This is a genomic window from Pseudomonas sp. BN417 (assembly GCF_029871205.1).
In the GTDB taxonomy this organism is placed as follows: domain Bacteria; phylum Pseudomonadota; class Gammaproteobacteria; order Pseudomonadales; family Pseudomonadaceae; genus Metapseudomonas.
Genome location: NZ_SSOJ01000163.1, coordinates 59515 through 77283, shown reverse-complemented (window position 1 = coordinate 77283; position 17769 = coordinate 59515). Strand labels below are relative to the sequence as shown.

The following is a 17769-nucleotide window of genomic DNA, read 5'->3' as shown; positions in this document are numbered from 1 at the left end:
GCCGGGTACTCAGTGAGATTTCGCGCGTTGGGTACCCGGGACCGATGAGGAAGCAACATGGGCCATTCCCAGGCAAGCAAGCCGGAAACGCATGAGCGGATTGTGAAGCTGGCAGCACGCCGACGCCGCCACGACAGTGGAGGAGGGCCATGAATGGGAACGCAATACCGACCTGCAGTACGTGTTCCAGAGCGGACCGCTCAAGAACCTGGGAGTATCGAGGGCACCTACTTGGTACGCGCCGAGGCGCCGTTCCAGGCAGTGGATGAACTCGACCGAGAGGGTGTACGCATCGCCGTAGGTCAGGGCGCTGCCTATGACCTGTTCCTAAGTCGTACCCTACAACACGCGGCACTTGAACGTGCCGCCACTTCGGCGGCGGCGGTGGACTTGTTCATTGACCGCGACCTGGATGCTGCCGCCGGCGTACGCCAGCCACTGGAGCAGGTGGCTGCCGGTGACAGCAGTTTCCGAGTGTTGGACGGCGCCTTCACTGCAATCCGCCAGGCCATGGCTGTGCCAAAAGGGCATGATGCCGGCGCCGCCTACGTGCGTGACTTCGTCGAGCGCTGCCTGGCCGAAGGCTTTGTCCGTGGCGCGTTGCTGGCAAGCGGCCAGACCGACGTCAGCGCACCGCGCTGAACCCAACAGGGACTTGCCAGCGAGCTGGTCCTTTCCGTGTGTCACCCATGAGGTAGTGAGAAAGATGGCCAAGGCCGCCGATGTAGTTGTGCAGTGTCTGGAGAACGAAGGCGTGGAATATGTCTTCGGCATTCCCGGTGAAGAAAACCTCGATTTGCTCGAGTCTCTTCGCAAATCTCAGATCAAGTTGGTGCTGACCCGTCACGAGCAGTCGGCCGGCTTCATGGCAGCTACTTACGGTCGTCTGACTGGCAAAACCGGGGTGAGCCTGTCGACTCTCGGCCCAGGCGCCACCAACCTGGTGACTGCCGGCGCCTATGCCTTCCTCGGTGGCATGCCGATGCTGATGATTACCGGGCAGAAGCCCATCAAGAAGTCCAAACAGGGCCGCTTCCAGATCCTCGACGTCGTCGGCATGATGCAGCCGCTGACCAAGTACACCCACCAGTTGGCTTCCGCCGACAACATCCCGTCGCGGGTGCGCGAAGCCTTCCGCCTGGCTGAAGAAGAAAAGCCCGGCGCTGTGCATCTGGAACTGCCAGAAGATATTGCTGCGGAGCAGACCGACAGCCTGCCGATTCCGCCAAGCCTGCACCGTCGTCCCCTGGCCGAGCACAAGGCCATCCTTGCCGCAGTGGAGAAGCTGCAGGCCGCACGTAGCCCGATCCTGGTGATCGGCGCGGGTGCCAACCGCAAGATGACTGCCAAGGTCCTCAAGCAACTGATCGACAAGACCGGCATTCCCTTCGTCACCACTCAAATGGGCAAGGGTGTGGTGGATGAACGTCACCCACGCTTCCTCGGCAACGCCGCGCTTTCATCTGGCGACTTCGTGCACCGCGCGGTAGAGGCCGCGGACCTCATCGTCAACATCGGCCATGACGTCATCGAGAAGCCGCCGTTCTTCATGGTCCGCGGCGGTACCGAGGTGATTCACGTGAACTTCCGCTCCGCCGAAGTCGATCCCGTGTATTTCCCGCAGGTCGAGGTCATCGGCGATATTGCCAACGCCGTCTGGCAGATCGGCGAGGCGCTGACTGACACCTCGCATTGGGACTTCACCCGCCTACTGGCGATCCGCGAGGCCAACGAGGCGCAAGTCGCCGAAGGCGCCGACGACGACCGATTCCCCATCTACCCGCAGCGCCTGGTGGCCGATGTTCGCCGCGCGCTGCCGTCGGAGGGCATCGTTGCCCTGGACAATGGCATCTACAAGATCTGGTTCGCCCGCAACTACAAGGCGCACATGCCCAATACCGTGCTGCTGGATAATGCTTTGGCGACCATGGGCGCAGGCCTGCCTTCGGCCATGGCAGCGCACCTGGTCTACCCGGAGCGCCCGATCGTTGCAGTGTGCGGCGACGGCGGTTTCATGATGAACAGTCAGGAGCTGGAAACGGCGGTTCGCCTGAAGATGAACCTCACCGTCATCATCCTGCGCGACAACGGCTACGGGATGATTCGCTGGAAGCAGTCCAACATGGGCTTTACGGACTTCGGCCTGGACTACGGCAATCCGGATTTTGTGCAGTACGCCCAGTCCTACGGCGCCCTGGGGCATCGCGTGGAGAGCGCCGACGGCTTCCTTCCTTTGCTGCAGGAATGCCTCAGCGCCCCGGGCGTGCATGTCATCGATTGTCCGGTGGATTACTCGGAGAATGATCGCATCCTGAATACCGAACTACGCGAGCGCAGTCTGGCTATCTGACGGCGACTACTGGCTGCCCCTACGTATGTAGGGCAGTCATCTTGCGGTTGCCTTGAGCCCATGAACCTGGGTTTGAGGCATTCAGATATCTAAGTCCTCCGGAAGTCCGTATTTGGCGAGTTCCTGCCGTCCTCAACCGGCGCCGGGATGCAGCCAAGCTGGACTATTGTCTGCTTTGGCGATTCACCCGCCTCCAGCCAGATCTCTGGAGGGGGACTCTTCACGTCTTGAATTGCTCGAGGGATAACAACAATGAAACTCTCAAGTCATTCTGAACGCATGCCGGTATCAGCAGTTTCGCCGGCTATCGCGCTAGCCATTGCATGCGCAATTGGAGCCTCTTCTGTCGCGGCTGCACAGCAAGAAAGCGGATTCATCGAAGACGCGACGGGGACCCTGACCCTGCGAATCTTCTATCTCAACCGCAATTTCGTGGACACCACCCGCCAGGGCAGGGCCGAGGAGTGGACCCAGAGCTTCATCCTCGATGCCAAGCCCGGCTTCACTCAGGGCTCGGTGGGCTTTGGCGTCGACGCTCTCGGACTGCTGTCGGTGAAGTTGGATGGCGGCAAGGGCACCAAGGGCACTCAGTTGCTCGTGCCGTAGCCAAGTCAAACGAACGGCAGGAAAGGCGTCTGCGGGATTGGCTGGATTGGTGGGTGTTCAGCCATTAAAAAAACGGCCCTTAGGGCCGGATAACATCGTTTTTCAGTGCTTTTGTCATTCCCTATATTTCCCGGCAACCAATTCTGATTGGCGAAGTTGTCTCACCGTCTTCGGGAAATTCATATGAACAAGAAAGTGGAAACTGCTCCCGGCGAGTATCCGGGTATCGGCACTCAGGTTGTCTGGGCCGGCGAGCGGATTCAGCATCCTTATAACGCCACGCAAACTCCCATAGTTGTTAGCGCGGCCTATGGCTATGACGATATCGATGTCTGGTACGACGTTGCCCTGGGCAAGAATCCGGGCTTTATCTACAGCCGCATGAGCAACCCGACGGTCTCCGTCCTCGAAGCCAAGCTCTGCGAGCTGGAACAGTCGGAGTCGGCGGTGGCCTTCAGCAGTGGCATGGCCGCGATCAGCGGGGTGCTGCACACCTTCCTCTGCAGCGGCAAGCGTGTGGTGTCCACCCGCGACAGCTACGGCGGCACCAACAAGATCTTCGAGGAGTTTCTGCCGCGCATGGGCGTGGAGGTGACCCTCTGCGACACCCTGGATACCGAGGCCATCGAGCGCGAGATCGCCCAGGGCTGCGACCTGCTGTACCTGGAAACCCCCACCAATCCGACCCTGAAAGTGCTTGATATCCGTCGTCTGGTGGCTGCGGCCAAGCGCGCTGGCGCTCTGGTGGTGGCGGACAACACTTTCGCTACGCCGCTCAACCAGAACCCCCTGGCCCTTGGTGTCGACGTGGTGGTGCATAGCGCGACCAAGTTCCTCTCCGGTCACGGCGATGTACTCGGCGGCGTGGTGTGCGGCGCGGAAAGCCTTATGGCCCAGGTACGCCATTACCGCGAGATCAACGGCGCGGCGCTGGACCCGTTCTCCGCCTACCTGATTATCCGTGGCATCAAGACCCTGGCACTGCGCCTGCGTCAACAGCAGCAGAGCGCCCAGGCGCTGGCTGAATACCTGCTCACCGAACCCCTGGTGGAGGCGGTGAATTACCCCGGGCTTCCCGGTCATTCCGGTCATGCCATCGCGCGCTCGCAGATGCGCGGTTTCGGCGCCATCGTCAGCTTCGTCCTGGCCGGTGGCATGGACACCGTGAAGCGCCTCCTGCCGCGCCTGCGCTATGCCCATCGCGCCGGCAACCTGGGCGCGGTGGAAACCATCTACGGCCCGGCGCGCACCACCAGCCACGTCGAGAACACCCTGGAAGAGCGCCTGGCGCTGGGGATTTCCGAGGGCCTGGTGCGAATCTCCGTGGGGATCGAGGAAACCGCCGACCTGCTAGCCGATCTCCAGCAAGCGTTCGCGCTGGTGCACCGTGAACTAGCGATGAGTCAACTTCGAACGCCGCTCTTGGCCTGATCCGAACGTCACACCGAGGTGGAAACCTGACGTTCGCCCCCTGACTCCTGGCCGGAGAGCCAGTGAGTTGATCATGAAAAGGAACAATAACAATACCCGATGGCAACTTGATCAGTTCTGCCTTGAAGTTGGTTGCAGAAACTTCTTTGCCCGCAAACTTTCATGAGAGTCCACTTATGTCCACGCATACAACAACAGATAAGAAGACTTCGGGTCCTGGTTTCAAACAGGATATGCAGACGCGCCACATCGTGATGCTGGCGCTGGGAGGGGTGATCGGTACCGGCCTGTTCCTGACTTCGGGCTATACCGTCAACCAGGCCGGCCCGCTGGGGGCGGTCATCGCCTACATCATCGGCGCGGTCATGGTTTACATGGTGATGATGTGCCTGGGCGAACTGGCCGTGCAGATGCCGGAAACCGGTTCCTTCAGCAGCTACGCCTCACGCTACCTGGGCCCCGGTACCGGTTATACGGTGGCCTGGCTCTACTGGCTGACCTGGGCGGTGGCCATCGGCTCGGAATTCACTGCAGCCGGCATTCTCATGGTGCGCTGGTTCCCTGATACCCCGGTGTGGATCTGGAGCGCGTTGTTCGCCATCACGGTGTTCGTCAGCAACGTGGTGTCGGTGCGGCTGTTCGCCGAAACCGAGTTCTGGCTGTCGCTGGTGAAGGTAGTGGCCGTGATCGCCTTCCTGGTGGTGGGCACCGGCGCCATCATCGGCTTGTTCGAGGTGCAGCAGGCCCACAGCATCGGCCTCGGCAACTTCACCCGTGAGGGATTGTTCCCGACCGGCTTCTGGTCGATCGCCATGACCCTGCTGGCGGTGTCGTTCGCCTTTTCCGGCACCGAGCTGATCGGTATCGCCGCCGGGGAAACCCGTGACCCTCAACGCAACGTGCCCAGGGCCATCCGCACCACCGTAGTACGCTTGGCGTTGTTCTTCGTCGGCACCATCTTCGTCCTCGCGACCCTGCTGCCGCGCGAGCAGGCCGGCCTGGTGGAAAGTCCCTTCGTCACGGTGTTCGAGTTCATCGGTATCCCCTATGCAGCCGACATCATGAACTTCGTGATCATCAGTGCGTTGTTGTCGGCCGCCAACTCGGGCCTATACGCCGCTTCGCGGATGCTCTGGACCCTGAGCGACCAGGGCCACATGCCCAAGCGCTTCGGCGAGCTGAGCCGCATGGGCACACCGTTCAACGCGATTGTGGTGAGCATGGCCGGCAGCATCGCCTCGTTGCTGAGTGGCGTTTTTGCCCCGGATACCGTCTACCTCGCACTGGTGTCGATTTCGGGCCTGGCCGTGGTGGTGGTGTGGATGAGCATTGCGGCGAGCCAGATCGCCTTCCGTCGCCATTACGTGGCCAATGGCGGCAAGGTCGAGGATCTCAAGTTCCGGGTCCGCGGCTATCCCTGGGTGCCGCTGGGCGCGCTGGCGAGCTGTACGCTGGCCTGCATCGGGATTGCCTTTGATCCGGCCCAGCGAGTTGCGCTCTACTTCGGGGTGCCGTTCATTGCCTGGTGCTACTTCGTCTTCTGGATCACCCGCAAGAGTCGTGAGCGGCGCCTAGCTTCCCATGCCGCGCCGGTCCGCACGCCCGAGACGGCCTGAGCGAAGCAGGCACCCTCTGCCTGCCCCGCCAGGATCGCCCCAATATGACCTATGAGGTACCGCGCATGAACCAGAAAACCTTGCCCCCGTTGAACTGGTTGCGAGCTTTCGAGGTATCGGCGCGGTACCTTAATTTCACCCACGCGGCGGAGGAGCTGCACCTGACCCAGGGGGCGGTGAGTCAGCAGATCCGCCAGCTGGAAAGCCACTTCGGGGTGGCACTGTTCAAGCGTCTGCCACGTGGCCTGGGCCTCACGGAGGAAGGACAGTCCTACCTGCCGGTGGTACAGGACGCCATCACCCGCCTGGCGGTGGGCACCAGCGAGATCTTCGGCCAGCACAAGCGGCGGCCGATCAAGGTGCGTGGCAGCCTGTCGTTCCTGCACTTCTGGCTGGCACCCAAGCTGGCCGATTTCCGTCGCACTCATCCCCATCTCGATATCCGTTACATCAGCAATCTTTGGGTCAAGGAGCTGGATGGCGAGGACGATGTGGAGATCCGCTGGGGCCACGGGCACTGGCCGGGGCTGGTGTCGCAGCGGCTGACCTGGGACACGCTGTTCCCGGTCTGCTCGCCGCAACTGATGGCGGACTCGCCGCTGCGCGAGCCGCGTGACGTCGCGCGCCACCCGCTGCTGCATGTGCTTGGCTACGAAGAGGGTTGGGGCTATTGGCTGAAGCGGGTGGGTGCCGACGACGTCGATTTCTCCATCGGCCCGCAGTTTGACACTCTGGTCTCCACCCTGCGCCTCGCCGAACTGGGGCAGGGTATCGCCCTGGCGCGTTCGTCCATGGTCGAAGACCTGCTGCGCGAAGGCCGCCTGGTGGAGCCTTTCGACCGTCGCATCGAGGCCAGCGAGTCCTTCTACCTGGTCCACGGCACGGGGACGAAACTGCATCCGGATGCCCTGGCCTTCGCCACCTGGCTGGTGGCCCAGGCCCATCTCTACAAGTAAGTGTCGGGAGTGAATATGCATTACGTGAGTACACGCAGTGCCGCCCTGCGGGCGGATTTCCGCACTGCGGTGTTGTCCGGGCTTGCCGCCGATGGCGGGCTCTTCGTGCCTGCCAGCCTGCCGGTGTTCGGTGCCCAGGAAATCGCCAACTGGTCTTGGCTGCCTTTCGAGGAACTGGCCTGGCGGGTGATCAGCCCCTTCGTCGGCCAGACCATTGCGGAGGATGACCTCAAGGCGTTGCTCAAGGACACCTATCGCCAATTCACCCATCGCGCCATCGCGCCGCTGCGCCAAATCGACCGCAACGAGTGGGTACTGGAGTTGTTCCACGGTCCGACCCGAGCGTCCAAGGATTTCGCCGCCCAACTGCACGCGCGCCTGGCGCGCTACTTCCTCGATCGCGAAGGCGGACGGGCACTGGTCGTTGGCGCCACCAACGGCGACACCGGGCTCGCAGCCATTGCGGCCTTCGGCGCTTGGGCGGGCTGTCGTGTGGTGACGCTGTACCCGGAGGCCGGCGTACCGCGCGACCGCCTGCATGCGCTGCAAACTGCCAACCCTGAGCGGGTGCTGGCCTGCGCCGTGGCCGGTGGTTTCGACGACTGCCAGACCCTGGTCTCGCAGCTGTTCCGTCACTGGCCGCTGGAGGAGGTGGTGCCCATCGGCTTCAACTCCTCCAACTGGGTCGGCGTGCTGGCGCAGATCGTCTTCTATTTCCACGCAGCCCTGCAGCTCGGCGGCGGCCAGCGGCCCATCGGCTTCAGCATCCCGGCGGCGAGTTTCGCCGAGGTCTATGCCGGCTATATCGCGCAGAAGATGGGGCTGCCGATCAACCAGATCATCATTGCCACCAACCGCAACGACGCGCTGCACCAGTTCATCCACAAGAACCGCTATTCCACCCGCGAGGCCAACCGCACCCTGTCACCGGCCATGGACTTCTCCATCTTCTCCAACCTGGAGCGCTTTGTCTGGGAGCTCTACGACCACGACGACCAGGCGGTGAACGCGCTGATGGAGCACTTCGAGAGCAGTGGCGAACTCAGCATCGCCAACCGCCAGTGGCTGCAGGCGCGCCTGCTGATCGACTCCTACGCGGTGGGCGACGAGCAGACGGCGGAGGAGATACTCGGGCTGTTCCGCGACACCAGCCTCTCCATCGATCCGCACACCGCTACCGGCGTGCTCGCGGCGCGCCTGTACCGGCGCAGCATGGTGACGCCGATGGTGACCCTGGGGCAGATTGCCCCGGAGAAGTCGGCCGAGCTGCTGGCCGAGCTGGGCGCCTGGAACGCGCCGCTGCCGCAGCTGCAACCGCCCGCAGAACATCCGCGACAGCTGGCGCGTGGCGACCTCGACGGCCTGTGCCGGATGCTCGGTGAATGGTAGGGGGAGGGCGGCGATGAAGCGCATCCTCGATCCGCTGGACGAACGCATCCTGGCCGAACTCACCGCCAACGCGCGCATCGCCCACGCGGAACTTGGCGACAAGGTCAACCTGTCGCGCAACGCCGTTCGCCAGCGCATCGAACGCCTGGAACGCGACGGCGCCATCCAGGGCTACACAGTGAAGACCGGCGACGGCCGTCGTCCGGCGTCGCTGATCAGCGCGGTGATCTTCGTCTACCGCTACGACCGCATGCGCGGCGAGGAGGTGCTGGAGGCCCTGCGAGGCATTCCGGAAATCGTCCAGTGCGAAGTCATGAGTGGTGAGTTCGATCTCATGCTGCGGGTCGACGCGGCGACGCCGGAGCGCGTGCATCTGGTGTGGAAGGAGATTTCCGCCATGCCCGGCGTTTCCAACACGGTTACCTCCTTCGTGCTCTCCTCTGTGATCTGAACTGGGGAGCATGCGCCCTCAGCGCCGCCCGGACCTGGTCCGGGCGGCGTTTTTTATGCGCGCTCGCATGGGCTGCCCGGTTCGAGCGAGGCCACTGTCGTCACTCGTAGCCGGATGAAATCCGTGAAATTCCCTCTCGCCCATGTTGCCGGATCGCTCCGGGCTATCCGCTGCGCCCCGCATCTGCGCAGCAGGCGCCGGCTCTGGTCAAAATGGCCAATAAATACAGCGGATTGCCATATTCAACTGCCAGCGCCCGGCTCTTAGGCTGGAACCCATCAAGCAACTGCCTGTATGGGAGGCAACCCGATGTCCGAATACAAGATTGCCCTGGTTGGTTTCGGCGGCGTGAACCGCGGCCTGGCCCAACTGATCGCCGAGCGCAATGCGGCCTGGCAGGCCGAACTGGGCTTCAGCCTGAAGATCGTCGGCGTGACCGACCTTTTCCTGGGCTCCATCATGAACCGCGACGGCCTGGACGCTGCGCAACTGGCCGCACTGCCGGCCGCCAAAGGGGCATTCGCAGAACTGCCGGGAGGCACCGCCGAAGCGTTCAACGAGACGATCATCAAGCAGTCCGGCGCCGACATCATTGCCGAGGCCACCTTCACCAATCCGGTGGACGGTGAGCCGGCGGCCACTTTCTGCCGCTGGGCACTGGAGAGTGGCAAGCATGTGGTCACCACCAACAAGGGCCCGATCGCGTTACACGGCGCCGAACTCAAGGCCCTGGCCGAGCGCAATGGCGTGGCCTTCGAGTACGAAGGCTCGGTGATGAGCGGCACCCCGGTCATCCGCACGGCGCGCCAGACCCTGCCGGGCGCGGTGATCACCGGCTTCGAAGGCATCCTCAACGGGACCTCCAACTACGTGCTGACCCGCATGGAGGAAGGCCTGAGCTTCGCCGATGCGGTGCGCCAGGCGCAGGAGCTGGGCTACGCCGAGGCCGACCCGACCGCTGACGTCGAAGGATTCGATGTACGCCTGAAGGTGGTGATACTCGCCAACGAACTGCTCGACGCCCGCCTGCAGGTGAATGACGTGCATTGCAGCGGCATCAGCGGCCTGAGCGCCGCCGACCTCGAACAGGCTCGCCAGGCCGGCGCCCGCTGGAAGCTGATCGGCTCCGCCCAGCGTCAGGCCGACGGCTCGGTGAGCGCCAGCGTCGAGGCCCGCCGCCTGGACAACGGCCACCCGCTGGCCGGCATCTCCGGCGCCACCAACGCGGTGTCCTTCAACACCGAACTGCTGCGGGCGGTGACGGTCTCCGGTCCGGGGGCCGGGCGTATCGAGACTGCCTTCGCGCTGCTGTCCGACATCGTCGCCATCCACACCGCGCGTACGAAGCGCTGAGCCTGGGAGAACACTCATGACCGCATCCCGTCTGGCCCTCGCCAAGGCCATGGAAAGCCCCTTGATCGACGTGTTCAACCCCTTCGACGGTAGCCAGGTGGGCAGCGTGCCCCGCCTCGGTGTCGCCGACGTTCCCGGCCTGCTGGAGCAGGCCCGGGCGGGCGTGCGGACCTGTGCCGCGCTGCCGCGCCATCGCCGTGCACGCATCCTCGAAGACGCCGCGCGCCTGGTCGAGCGGGACGCCGTTGCCTTCGCCGGACTGATCGTCGCCGAGGCGGGCAAGACCCTACGCCAGGCGGAGAAAGAGGTGAAGCGCTGTATCAACACCCTCAAGCTGTCGGCCGAAGAGGCCAGGCGTAATGCCGGCGAGGTGGTGCCGTTCGACTCCTACGAGGGCTCCGAATCCCGCCAGGGCTGGTTCACCCGCGAGCCGCTGGGGCTGATCGTGGCGATCACCCCTTACAACGACCCGCTGAACCTGGTGGCGCACAAGCTCGGCCCAGCCATCGCCGGTGGCAACGCGGTGTTGCTCAAGCCCTCGGAGTTGGCGCCCCTGTCGGCGTGCAAGCTGGTGGACTGCCTGCGCGAAGCCGGCCTGCCGGAGTCCGTCGTGACCATCGCCACCGGCGGTGCGGAGCTGGGCAAGGCGCTCACTGCCGCCCGTGAGGTGCGGATGATCTCCTTCACCGGCGGCTTCGTCACCGGCGAGAACATCGCCCGCAACGCCGGCCTGAAGAAGCTGGCGATGGACCTGGGCGGCAACGCACCGGTGCTGGTACTTGAGGATTGCGAGCTGGAGGCCACGGTCGAATCCTGCGTGTCCGGCGCCTTCTGGGCAGCGGGGCAGAACTGCATTGGCACGCAGCGCATCCTCGTGCAGGCGTCGATCTACGAGGCCTTCCGTGAACGCTTCGTGGCATTGAGCCAGGCGCTGGTGGTGGGTGATCCAAGCTGCCGCAAGACTGACGTTGGTCCGATGATCACCGAACAGGCCGCACGCAACGCCGAGCAGGTGGTGACGGAGGCCCTGGCCGAGGGAGCACGCCTGCTCTGTGGCCACCGTCGCCAGGGCACCCTGTATGCACCGACCGTACTGGAGCGGGTGAGCCATGAGAGCCGCCTGTGGTGCCACGAAGTGTTCGCTCCGGTGGTGGTGCTGGAGCCGTTCGACAGCCTGGACGAGGCCGTGGCCCTGGCCAACGAGCCAGAGTACAGCCTGCACGCGGGCATCTTCACCGCGGACCTCAAGCGCGCACTGGGCGCCGCGAAGCGCATCGAGGCAGGCGGGGTGATGATCAACGACTCCTCCGACTACCGCTTCGACGCCATGCCCTTCGGCGGCTTCAAATACGGCAGCCTGGGCCGCGAAGGTGTGCGCTTCGCCTACGAGGACATGACGCAACCGAAGGTGGTGTGCATCAACGATTTGAGCTGAACCGTCGGGCGACGTCCGTTCACGGTCGTCCTTTGCATCGGGCGGGTCTGCTCGCCGCGCCGTCCGGTGCGTTTTTTTCAGTCTGCAAGGAGATGGATACGCAATGATCGCGCGCTTTGACGAAGGACAGCGCATGTCCCTGGCAGTGGCCTACGGTCCTTTTTTCGAAACTGCCGGGATAGTTGCCGATGATCCCACGCTAGATGTCACCGGGCAGACACGCCAGGCTCTGGCAGCGATCGAAGAGCTGATGGCCCGCGCTGGAATCACGCGCAACGATCTGACCCGAGTCCAGATCTGGATTGCCGATTACGCGTTGTTCGACCAGGTCAATACGGTGTACGACGCCTGGGTCGACGGTTTCTGCAAGCCGGTACGTGCTTGCGTCCAAGGTGACCTGGGTGGATACCTGATCGAGATCCAAGTATTTGGCTTTTGCCTGAAATCGACGACTAGAGGAAATCTCTTAGCCAGTCGGCGGCAGCGATCGCACCGCCTACGTGCCCAGCGTGCAGGTAAGGCAAAGTAGGGGAGGGCTCGGCAATCACTTTCGTGACGCGGTGAACGCCAGCAGCTATCTGGTGTTCACCAATAAACGCGACTATCCGGCCTGTTCAGACCCATAAAAGATCATGGTGCCACTGCCTGACACCAGGCAACACCATGACCCCGAGCGCCAGGGGCCGGCGCTCCACTCCCCCTTGCGCCCAAAACCCCCTCATATACCCCCGCTCACAAAGCATTCATTTCAGCAATATCACGCACCACCTGATCTGCAGAGTGGTCGAACATCGCCTGCTCCTGCGCATCCAGAGGCAACTCGATCACCCGGACAACCCCCTCCTCTGCCAGCACACAGGGGACACCCATGGCAATATCTGTTCGCCCGTACTCGCCCTCGAGAATCACGACCGCCGGCAAAATGCGGTTTCGCCCATTGGCGATAGCATCCACCATCTGTGCAATTGCCACGCCCGGTGCATCGCAGGCGCTCCCCAGCTTCTTCAAACCCAGAATCTCGCCGCCACCCTGACGTGTGCGCTGCACAATCCGCTCTATCTGCTCACTGGACAGGAAGTGGGACAGCGGCACCGAACCGACCGCACAGTACCGCATCAACGGCACCATGCTATCGCCATGCCCTCCCAGCACCAGTGCCGTGATATCCCGAGCAGAAAACCCTGTCTCCTCGGCAATGAAACACTTCATGCGCGCTGTATCCAGCACCCCCGCCTGCCCGAACACCCTGTCGCGTCCCAGCCCACTGAGACTCCAAGCCCGATAGGTCAGCACGTCGACCGGGTTCGACACCACCAACACCGTCGCCGCCGGAGCATGACGATTAATATCCAGCATGATGCTATCGAGAATTGGCAGATTGATACTCAATACATCCTGGCGCGACTGACCAGGCTTGCGGGGCACACCCGCCGTAATCACCACCAGGTCGGAATCCTGCAGCAATTCGGCATTGGACCCACCGTAAACCCGGGTATCAGAACCTGACTCAACTGCCGCTTGCCAGACGTCCAGCGCCTTGCCCTTTGCCAACTCACCCTGCACATCAATCAACACCAACTCACGACAGAACTCTTCCCGGGCGATGATCTGAGCCGCCGCCTCACCCACCATACCGACACCCACAATTGATAGCTTTTTCACCTCACACCTCCCGGCGGCGCGCGCCACCAGCAACACGCCCGCCTTTGCAGAGAAGTATTACCCGCTAATGCAAAAAGGCCACCCGAAGGTGGCCTGTAGTTGTTTTACCTTCTTTTCGCCATTCCCATGGCGGTATTACTTCAGCCTCTGAATAGGAAGGAGCAGCCGAGAGGAGGAACGTATCGAATTTAAGCTGCTGCTACCCACAATCGTGTGTCGGAACTCCAGAAGCTAGGGGATAGCCTGGTCCAGGTCCTGGTCATCGTTCGCGAGGACCAATCGAATGCGGTGCCCCGCTCTGAAGCGTCGGGCATTTACTACCAGTGGAGTATGGAATTTCACCATCTCTCCTATCGGCACCGGCCGAGCAGTCGTGCAGGGAAGCACCGGGGCACCGATCCAACTTTGTCGTTCATCCACCTCGCGCAGGTGTCCGGCGGTGACATTTCGGACGCTACCGGACGGATCGACATCCTGGAGGCGCGCAAACCATGCGGTGTCTATCGCAGTGCTGGAGGCGTCCAGCTCTTCCCAGGACTGGGACGTCATGGTCGACAGCGGCCCCTTGTGATGGATCAGAGTCGCCGGGCGTGTACACGCGCTGTCAACCCGCGCACGCCATCGGCAACACTTGGCTGCGCTTAAGGTCAAACGCCAGGAAGTATCGGCTAACTTCCGCCGACGCGGATGTGTAGTGCACCGACCACCCCAAGTGGTCGGCCACGCGCTTGACGATAGACAAGCTCAAGCCAGTGGCGTCGTGGTCATGGGTAAGTCGATCGGCCGGAGGTTTCTCGACGGCATCAGCGGCCCCCGTTCCACGGCCCTCAATCACGATGCCGCTGGAGTTCAGTCGGACCGTTATTACGCCCCGTTCAGTATGCAAGCTGGCATTACGTAAGAGGTGGCTTACCGCGATGGCAACCAGCTCCGGAATGGCGGGGACCAGCACGTCTTCAGTCGAGATAAACTCGATCGCCAAGGGTTTTCCCTGCAGCAGCAGTTGGCAGCGTTGCAGTTCCTGCTCAATCAGCGGACGCAAGGCTACACGGAAAAGGTGAGTACTCTCGGGTACCTGCGCCAGTTCCAACAAGGCGCTCATTTGTTGCGCGATGTCCGCAGCGTTATGCCGAATCCGCTCGGTCATCGTCAGCAATTTGGGATGATCCTTCAAGCGCCGCTCCAGTACTTCTGCCGCGCTGAGCAGGATAGTCAGCGGATTACGCAATTCATGACTGACGTCAGCCGTGAACCAACGCTCGCGCTGGAGAGCCCGCCTAAGTTCGTTGGTGCGATCTTCGATCGCACGGGCCAATACGCCGATCTCGTCGGCTGCATCTAGCCCGGGAAGCGTTTCCTCTCGCTGCTCATCCTGCACTGCAGAGGCCAGTTCAGTCAGGGGCAGAATCACCCGGCTTGCGCTGGCCCGCCCAATTAGTAACGCCAATGCGAGGCCGCCCAGAAACGCCAGGCTCAAGGCAATATAGGTACGGTCTTCAATCGCTTCGAAGTCGCTTTGGTCATCCACCACGGCATAGCGCTGGCCGTCCGCCTCGCCAATCAACACGTGCAATGTCCGACCATTCAGACGCAATTCATGGGGCCCTGAGTCCAGGCGCTGCAAAGACTGTGGCAATTGCTGGCCGACAAAGAAACTCAGGTCGCTCGCTTGCAGCTGCGTTGTACTGATTAAGCCTGAAGTCCAGAGTTCGGTTACTCGAACCAGGCGCTTATCGATCAGTTGGTTCTCGATCTCCTCGATCACGAAGAAAGCCGAGCCGGCGAATACTCCACCGATGATCGCCGCTAACAGCAAAAAGGCAGCGACCATTCGGCTGCGTATCGAATTATGGTTCTTCATTGGCAGCCACCAAGCAACCGCCGTTCTGGGTGTATTAAACATACGTGCGCTCCATTCGACACCGGAGAAGCAGGTGGAACCCCTCCAACTACGCGAGCTGGAACGGTGCGTGGTCTGGCTGGTGCGGGCAGGGGGATCGGCCCCGGCGGGCCTGGTCGGTTCGACCCGAGCGAGACCGCTTGCTCCAATTCTTTCAGGATCCCTGCGTCCGAAGGTCCATCGACAGTCGCAGGGATGGCTGGGGTCTGCGGGATCGTCCAGATACCGCCCCGTTCAACCCACCTGGAGTATCCGCATCATCTCGTGGTCCTCATGCGAGAGGATGTGGCAGTGCCATACATATTGGCCCGACTTGTTGAAGTGGGCTTTTACCCGAACCATCTGGCCCGTGGGATTGCCGGACTCGGGCTCGGGGTTTCCCGGCAACGCCATGACCATGTCCCTGGGAGCCGCCTCGAAGTACTCCGGTCCGACGGGAGCGGGGGCGAAATTCCCGACGAAGGAAATCTCCGGCGCCTCGCCGGTCATGCCGTCGTGCTGATGGGTCATCTGCGAACCGGTGACCTGGTACTCGAATACCTGCCGGTCGAGGATCTCGAAGTTGACCAGATGCAGGTGGACCGGGTGGGCGTCGGCGGTGAAGTTGTAGATCTCCCATATCTCCGTTGTGTCCACGCCCGGAGTCTCGGTTGTCGGTTGGAACCACGCGTAAGCGGTGGCGACGTTCGTGGTGTTGAGGTTGCCATCCTTGACGGTGCCCAGCAGAGGCTGGAGCCGCCCGAATTGATCCATGCCTTCGAAGAGCGCGACCCTGCGGGTCGAGGCACCGCCGGATACGCCCGCATAGCTGGGGAGGCTTCCGGGGTTGAAGTTGTCCGGCACGCCGGATTTCGGCTTGACCACATCGAAGGCCATGACCCGGTCGGTTTGGCGATCGTCGAACAGGTCTTCCGGGGCAAGGTCATCACCGAAGGCGCCGCCAAACGGCGTATCGCCCCCGAGGTTTTTCATGATGACGCGGTTACCGGCGGGGACCTGCGAGAAGTCGATGACGACGTCGTAGCGTCCGCCTGGCTCGAACACCAGGGTGTCAGTCTGGCGCGGAGTGCCAAGTCCCTGGTCGCTACCAATGACCCAGAAGGGCAGTGGTGCGCCGGCGCTAGAGTGCTTGGGATCCGCGACGCCAGGGGCGACAGCCACAAACTGGAGCACCATGAACCGCGAATCGCAGCCGTTCACCAGGCGCACGCGATAGTGACGCGGCTCGACATTGGCCTTGGGCCAGATCTTGCCGTTGACGACGATGTGATCGCCGAAGAACTCGGCCAGCGCGGTCGGGCCACCGTTGGGGAAGAGTTCAGGTGGCAGGATCGCGCCTTCGCCGGTGATGAAGTCGGCGTAGGAGGGATCGCCCGGAAAGGCCGGATAGAACAACGCGCCCTTCTCGGTGAACATCCGATCCTGGATGAGATAGGCCAGCTCGTAAGGGTAGGCGGGCAGGTTCAGCGGGTTGTTCGCCTGCCCGGTATCAAACTCGTCGCGGACGAAGTACTGGCCCGCGAGGCCGGCATAGACGTTGAGCCGGGTAATGCCCAGGGCGTGATCGTGATACCAGAGGTGGTTGGCTGGCACGCCATTGTTGTAACGGAAGCGGTCGGTGAAACCGCCGTCAACGAAGTCCCACTGAGGCCCCCTGACCTTGGCATAGGGGCTGTAGAAGAACTCGGGATTGCCGTCGAACTGGAAATCGCTGTTCCCGCCATGGAGGTGGGTGCTGATCGGTACGCCATTCTCTCTGATGCTGAACTTCCGGTAGTCGACGCCATTGGCCGAATGCTCGCCGTGCAGCGCATAGCACCAGTGCAAGTTAGTGTCGAGGGGAAGCAGGTGCTGCCTGCTCTGCAGTTCGTTCCTCCAGCGCACGATGGTTTCGTCGGCGCCGCCGGCCGAACTGCTGACAACCTGGATGGTCTGGCCCGGCCAGCTCACGGTCTTATTGCCGTAGCCCCAGACTCGGGTCCACAGCTTCCTTTGGTTCTTCGGGTTGATAAGCCCTGTCTGTTGGTCGGTTTCACTCAGGCGAATGTTGAAATTCGGCAGTTTGCTTGGATGGCCGTCACTGTTTAGGTCCTTGAACAGGAAGGCCGGATCCAGCGCATTGGGTGCAAGCTCGACGAACTTCGGCTGCAGTGCCGGATCGCTCAGTAAACCGACATTGGATAGGAACGCGACCGCCTGGGCCTGACGTAGAAAGGGGTGGCTGGGAAGCAGATAGGCGCCCGCTGCGAACGCGCTGTACTGCAGGAGCTGACGTCTCGTGATCATGTCGAATTCTCCCATGCAAGGGACGAGAGACTGGTAGGGCCCTTATCTGCAATCAGCTGGAGGAAGGGTTGATTTCTTGTGCGCCCTGCGCGGATGGTTCGAATTGATCTAGATCAATCGTTGAAGTTGCGCGATGCAGTTGTGCGCACGAACGGTGCTGCCAGGGGAGCGACCGGTATCGGGAGACAAGCATGTGCAGAGGCAGGGGGCCGTTCACTGACCCACCCTGTCACCGGAATGCTGCTTACAGCGCGGTTAGGCCTGCCCATTTGGATTCGCTTCGTGTCGAGAAAGCCAACACCTAATCGGCAAGTCTAGGAAGCGGCCTGAATGC

General features: G+C 62.3%; 11 protein-coding genes and 4 pseudogenes. 12 read left to right on the top strand and 3 right to left on the bottom strand.

Going from position 1 to position 17769, the window contains the following annotated elements:
- Window positions 1–142 precede the first annotated feature (142 nt).
- From E8F11_RS28485 to E8F11_RS28430, 12 genes and pseudogenes are all read left to right on the top strand, one after another.
- Window positions 143–217, top strand: a pseudogene (locus E8F11_RS28485) (OprD family outer membrane porin); the annotation flags it as partial.
- A pseudogene (locus tag E8F11_RS28480) lies at window positions 217–642 on the top strand (restriction endonuclease); the annotation flags it as partial. The pseudogenes E8F11_RS28485 and E8F11_RS28480, both read left to right, overlap by 1 nt.
- Window positions 643–706: 64 nt before the next feature.
- Entirely contained in the window at window positions 707–2350 is a 1644-nt protein-coding gene (locus E8F11_RS28475) for an acetolactate synthase large subunit (protein WP_280292262.1), read from the top strand.
- A 279-nt stretch (window positions 2351–2629) separates the two neighbouring features.
- Window positions 2630–2947 (top strand): annotated as a pseudogene (locus E8F11_RS28470) (OprD family outer membrane porin); the annotation flags it as partial.
- Between the two features lie 192 nt (window positions 2948–3139).
- Window positions 3140–4387, top strand: coding sequence for a cystathionine gamma-synthase family protein (locus E8F11_RS28465; protein WP_280292261.1), 1248 nt, complete (start codon window positions 3140–3142; stop codon window positions 4385–4387).
- 176 nt (window positions 4388–4563) lie between these two features.
- Window positions 4564–6003, top strand: coding sequence for an amino acid permease (locus tag E8F11_RS28460; protein WP_280292260.1), 1440 nt, complete (start codon window positions 4564–4566; stop codon window positions 6001–6003).
- A gap of 65 nt (window positions 6004–6068) precedes the next feature.
- Window positions 6069–6959: a LysR substrate-binding domain-containing protein gene (locus E8F11_RS28455; RefSeq protein ID WP_280292259.1), complete on the top strand. Its 891-nt coding sequence runs from the start codon at window positions 6069–6071 to the stop codon at window positions 6957–6959.
- Window positions 6960–6974: 15 nt separating this feature from the next.
- Window positions 6975–8348 carry a threonine synthase gene (thrC, locus tag E8F11_RS28450; RefSeq protein WP_280292258.1) on the top strand — a complete coding sequence of 458 codons (1374 nt, stop codon included), beginning with the start codon at window positions 6975–6977 and terminating at the stop codon, window positions 8346–8348.
- A gap of 13 nt (window positions 8349–8361) precedes the next feature.
- Entirely contained in the window at window positions 8362–8799 is a 438-nt protein-coding gene (locus E8F11_RS28445) for an Lrp/AsnC family transcriptional regulator (RefSeq protein WP_280292257.1), read from the top strand.
- Window positions 8800–9108: 309 nt separating this feature from the next.
- Window positions 9109–10152: a homoserine dehydrogenase gene (locus tag E8F11_RS28440; RefSeq protein ID WP_280292256.1), complete on the top strand. Its 1044-nt coding sequence runs from the start codon at window positions 9109–9111 to the stop codon at window positions 10150–10152.
- 16 nt (window positions 10153–10168) lie between these two features.
- Entirely contained in the window at window positions 10169–11587 is a 1419-nt protein-coding gene (locus E8F11_RS28435) for an aldehyde dehydrogenase family protein (protein ID WP_280292255.1), read from the top strand.
- Window positions 11588–11720: 133 nt separating this feature from the next.
- Window positions 11721–12032 (top strand): annotated as a pseudogene (locus tag E8F11_RS28430) (RidA family protein); the annotation flags it as partial.
- Window positions 12033–12319: 287 nt separating this feature from the next.
- On the opposite strand, the gene E8F11_RS28425 reads toward E8F11_RS28430, so the two are convergent.
- From E8F11_RS28425 to E8F11_RS28415, 3 genes are all read right to left on the bottom strand, one after another.
- Entirely contained in the window at window positions 12320–13249 is a 930-nt protein-coding gene (locus E8F11_RS28425; RefSeq protein ID WP_280292254.1) for a malate dehydrogenase, read from the bottom strand.
- A 604-nt stretch (window positions 13250–13853) separates the two neighbouring features.
- Complete coding sequence (locus tag E8F11_RS28420; RefSeq protein WP_280292253.1) at window positions 13854–15152, bottom strand: HAMP domain-containing sensor histidine kinase; 1299 nt, start codon at window positions 15150–15152, stop codon at window positions 13854–13856.
- A 231-nt stretch (window positions 15153–15383) separates the two neighbouring features.
- Complete coding sequence (locus E8F11_RS28415; RefSeq protein ID WP_280292252.1) at window positions 15384–17435, bottom strand: multicopper oxidase domain-containing protein; 2052 nt, start codon at window positions 17433–17435, stop codon at window positions 15384–15386.
- Between the last annotated feature and the right edge of the window lie 334 nt (window positions 17436–17769).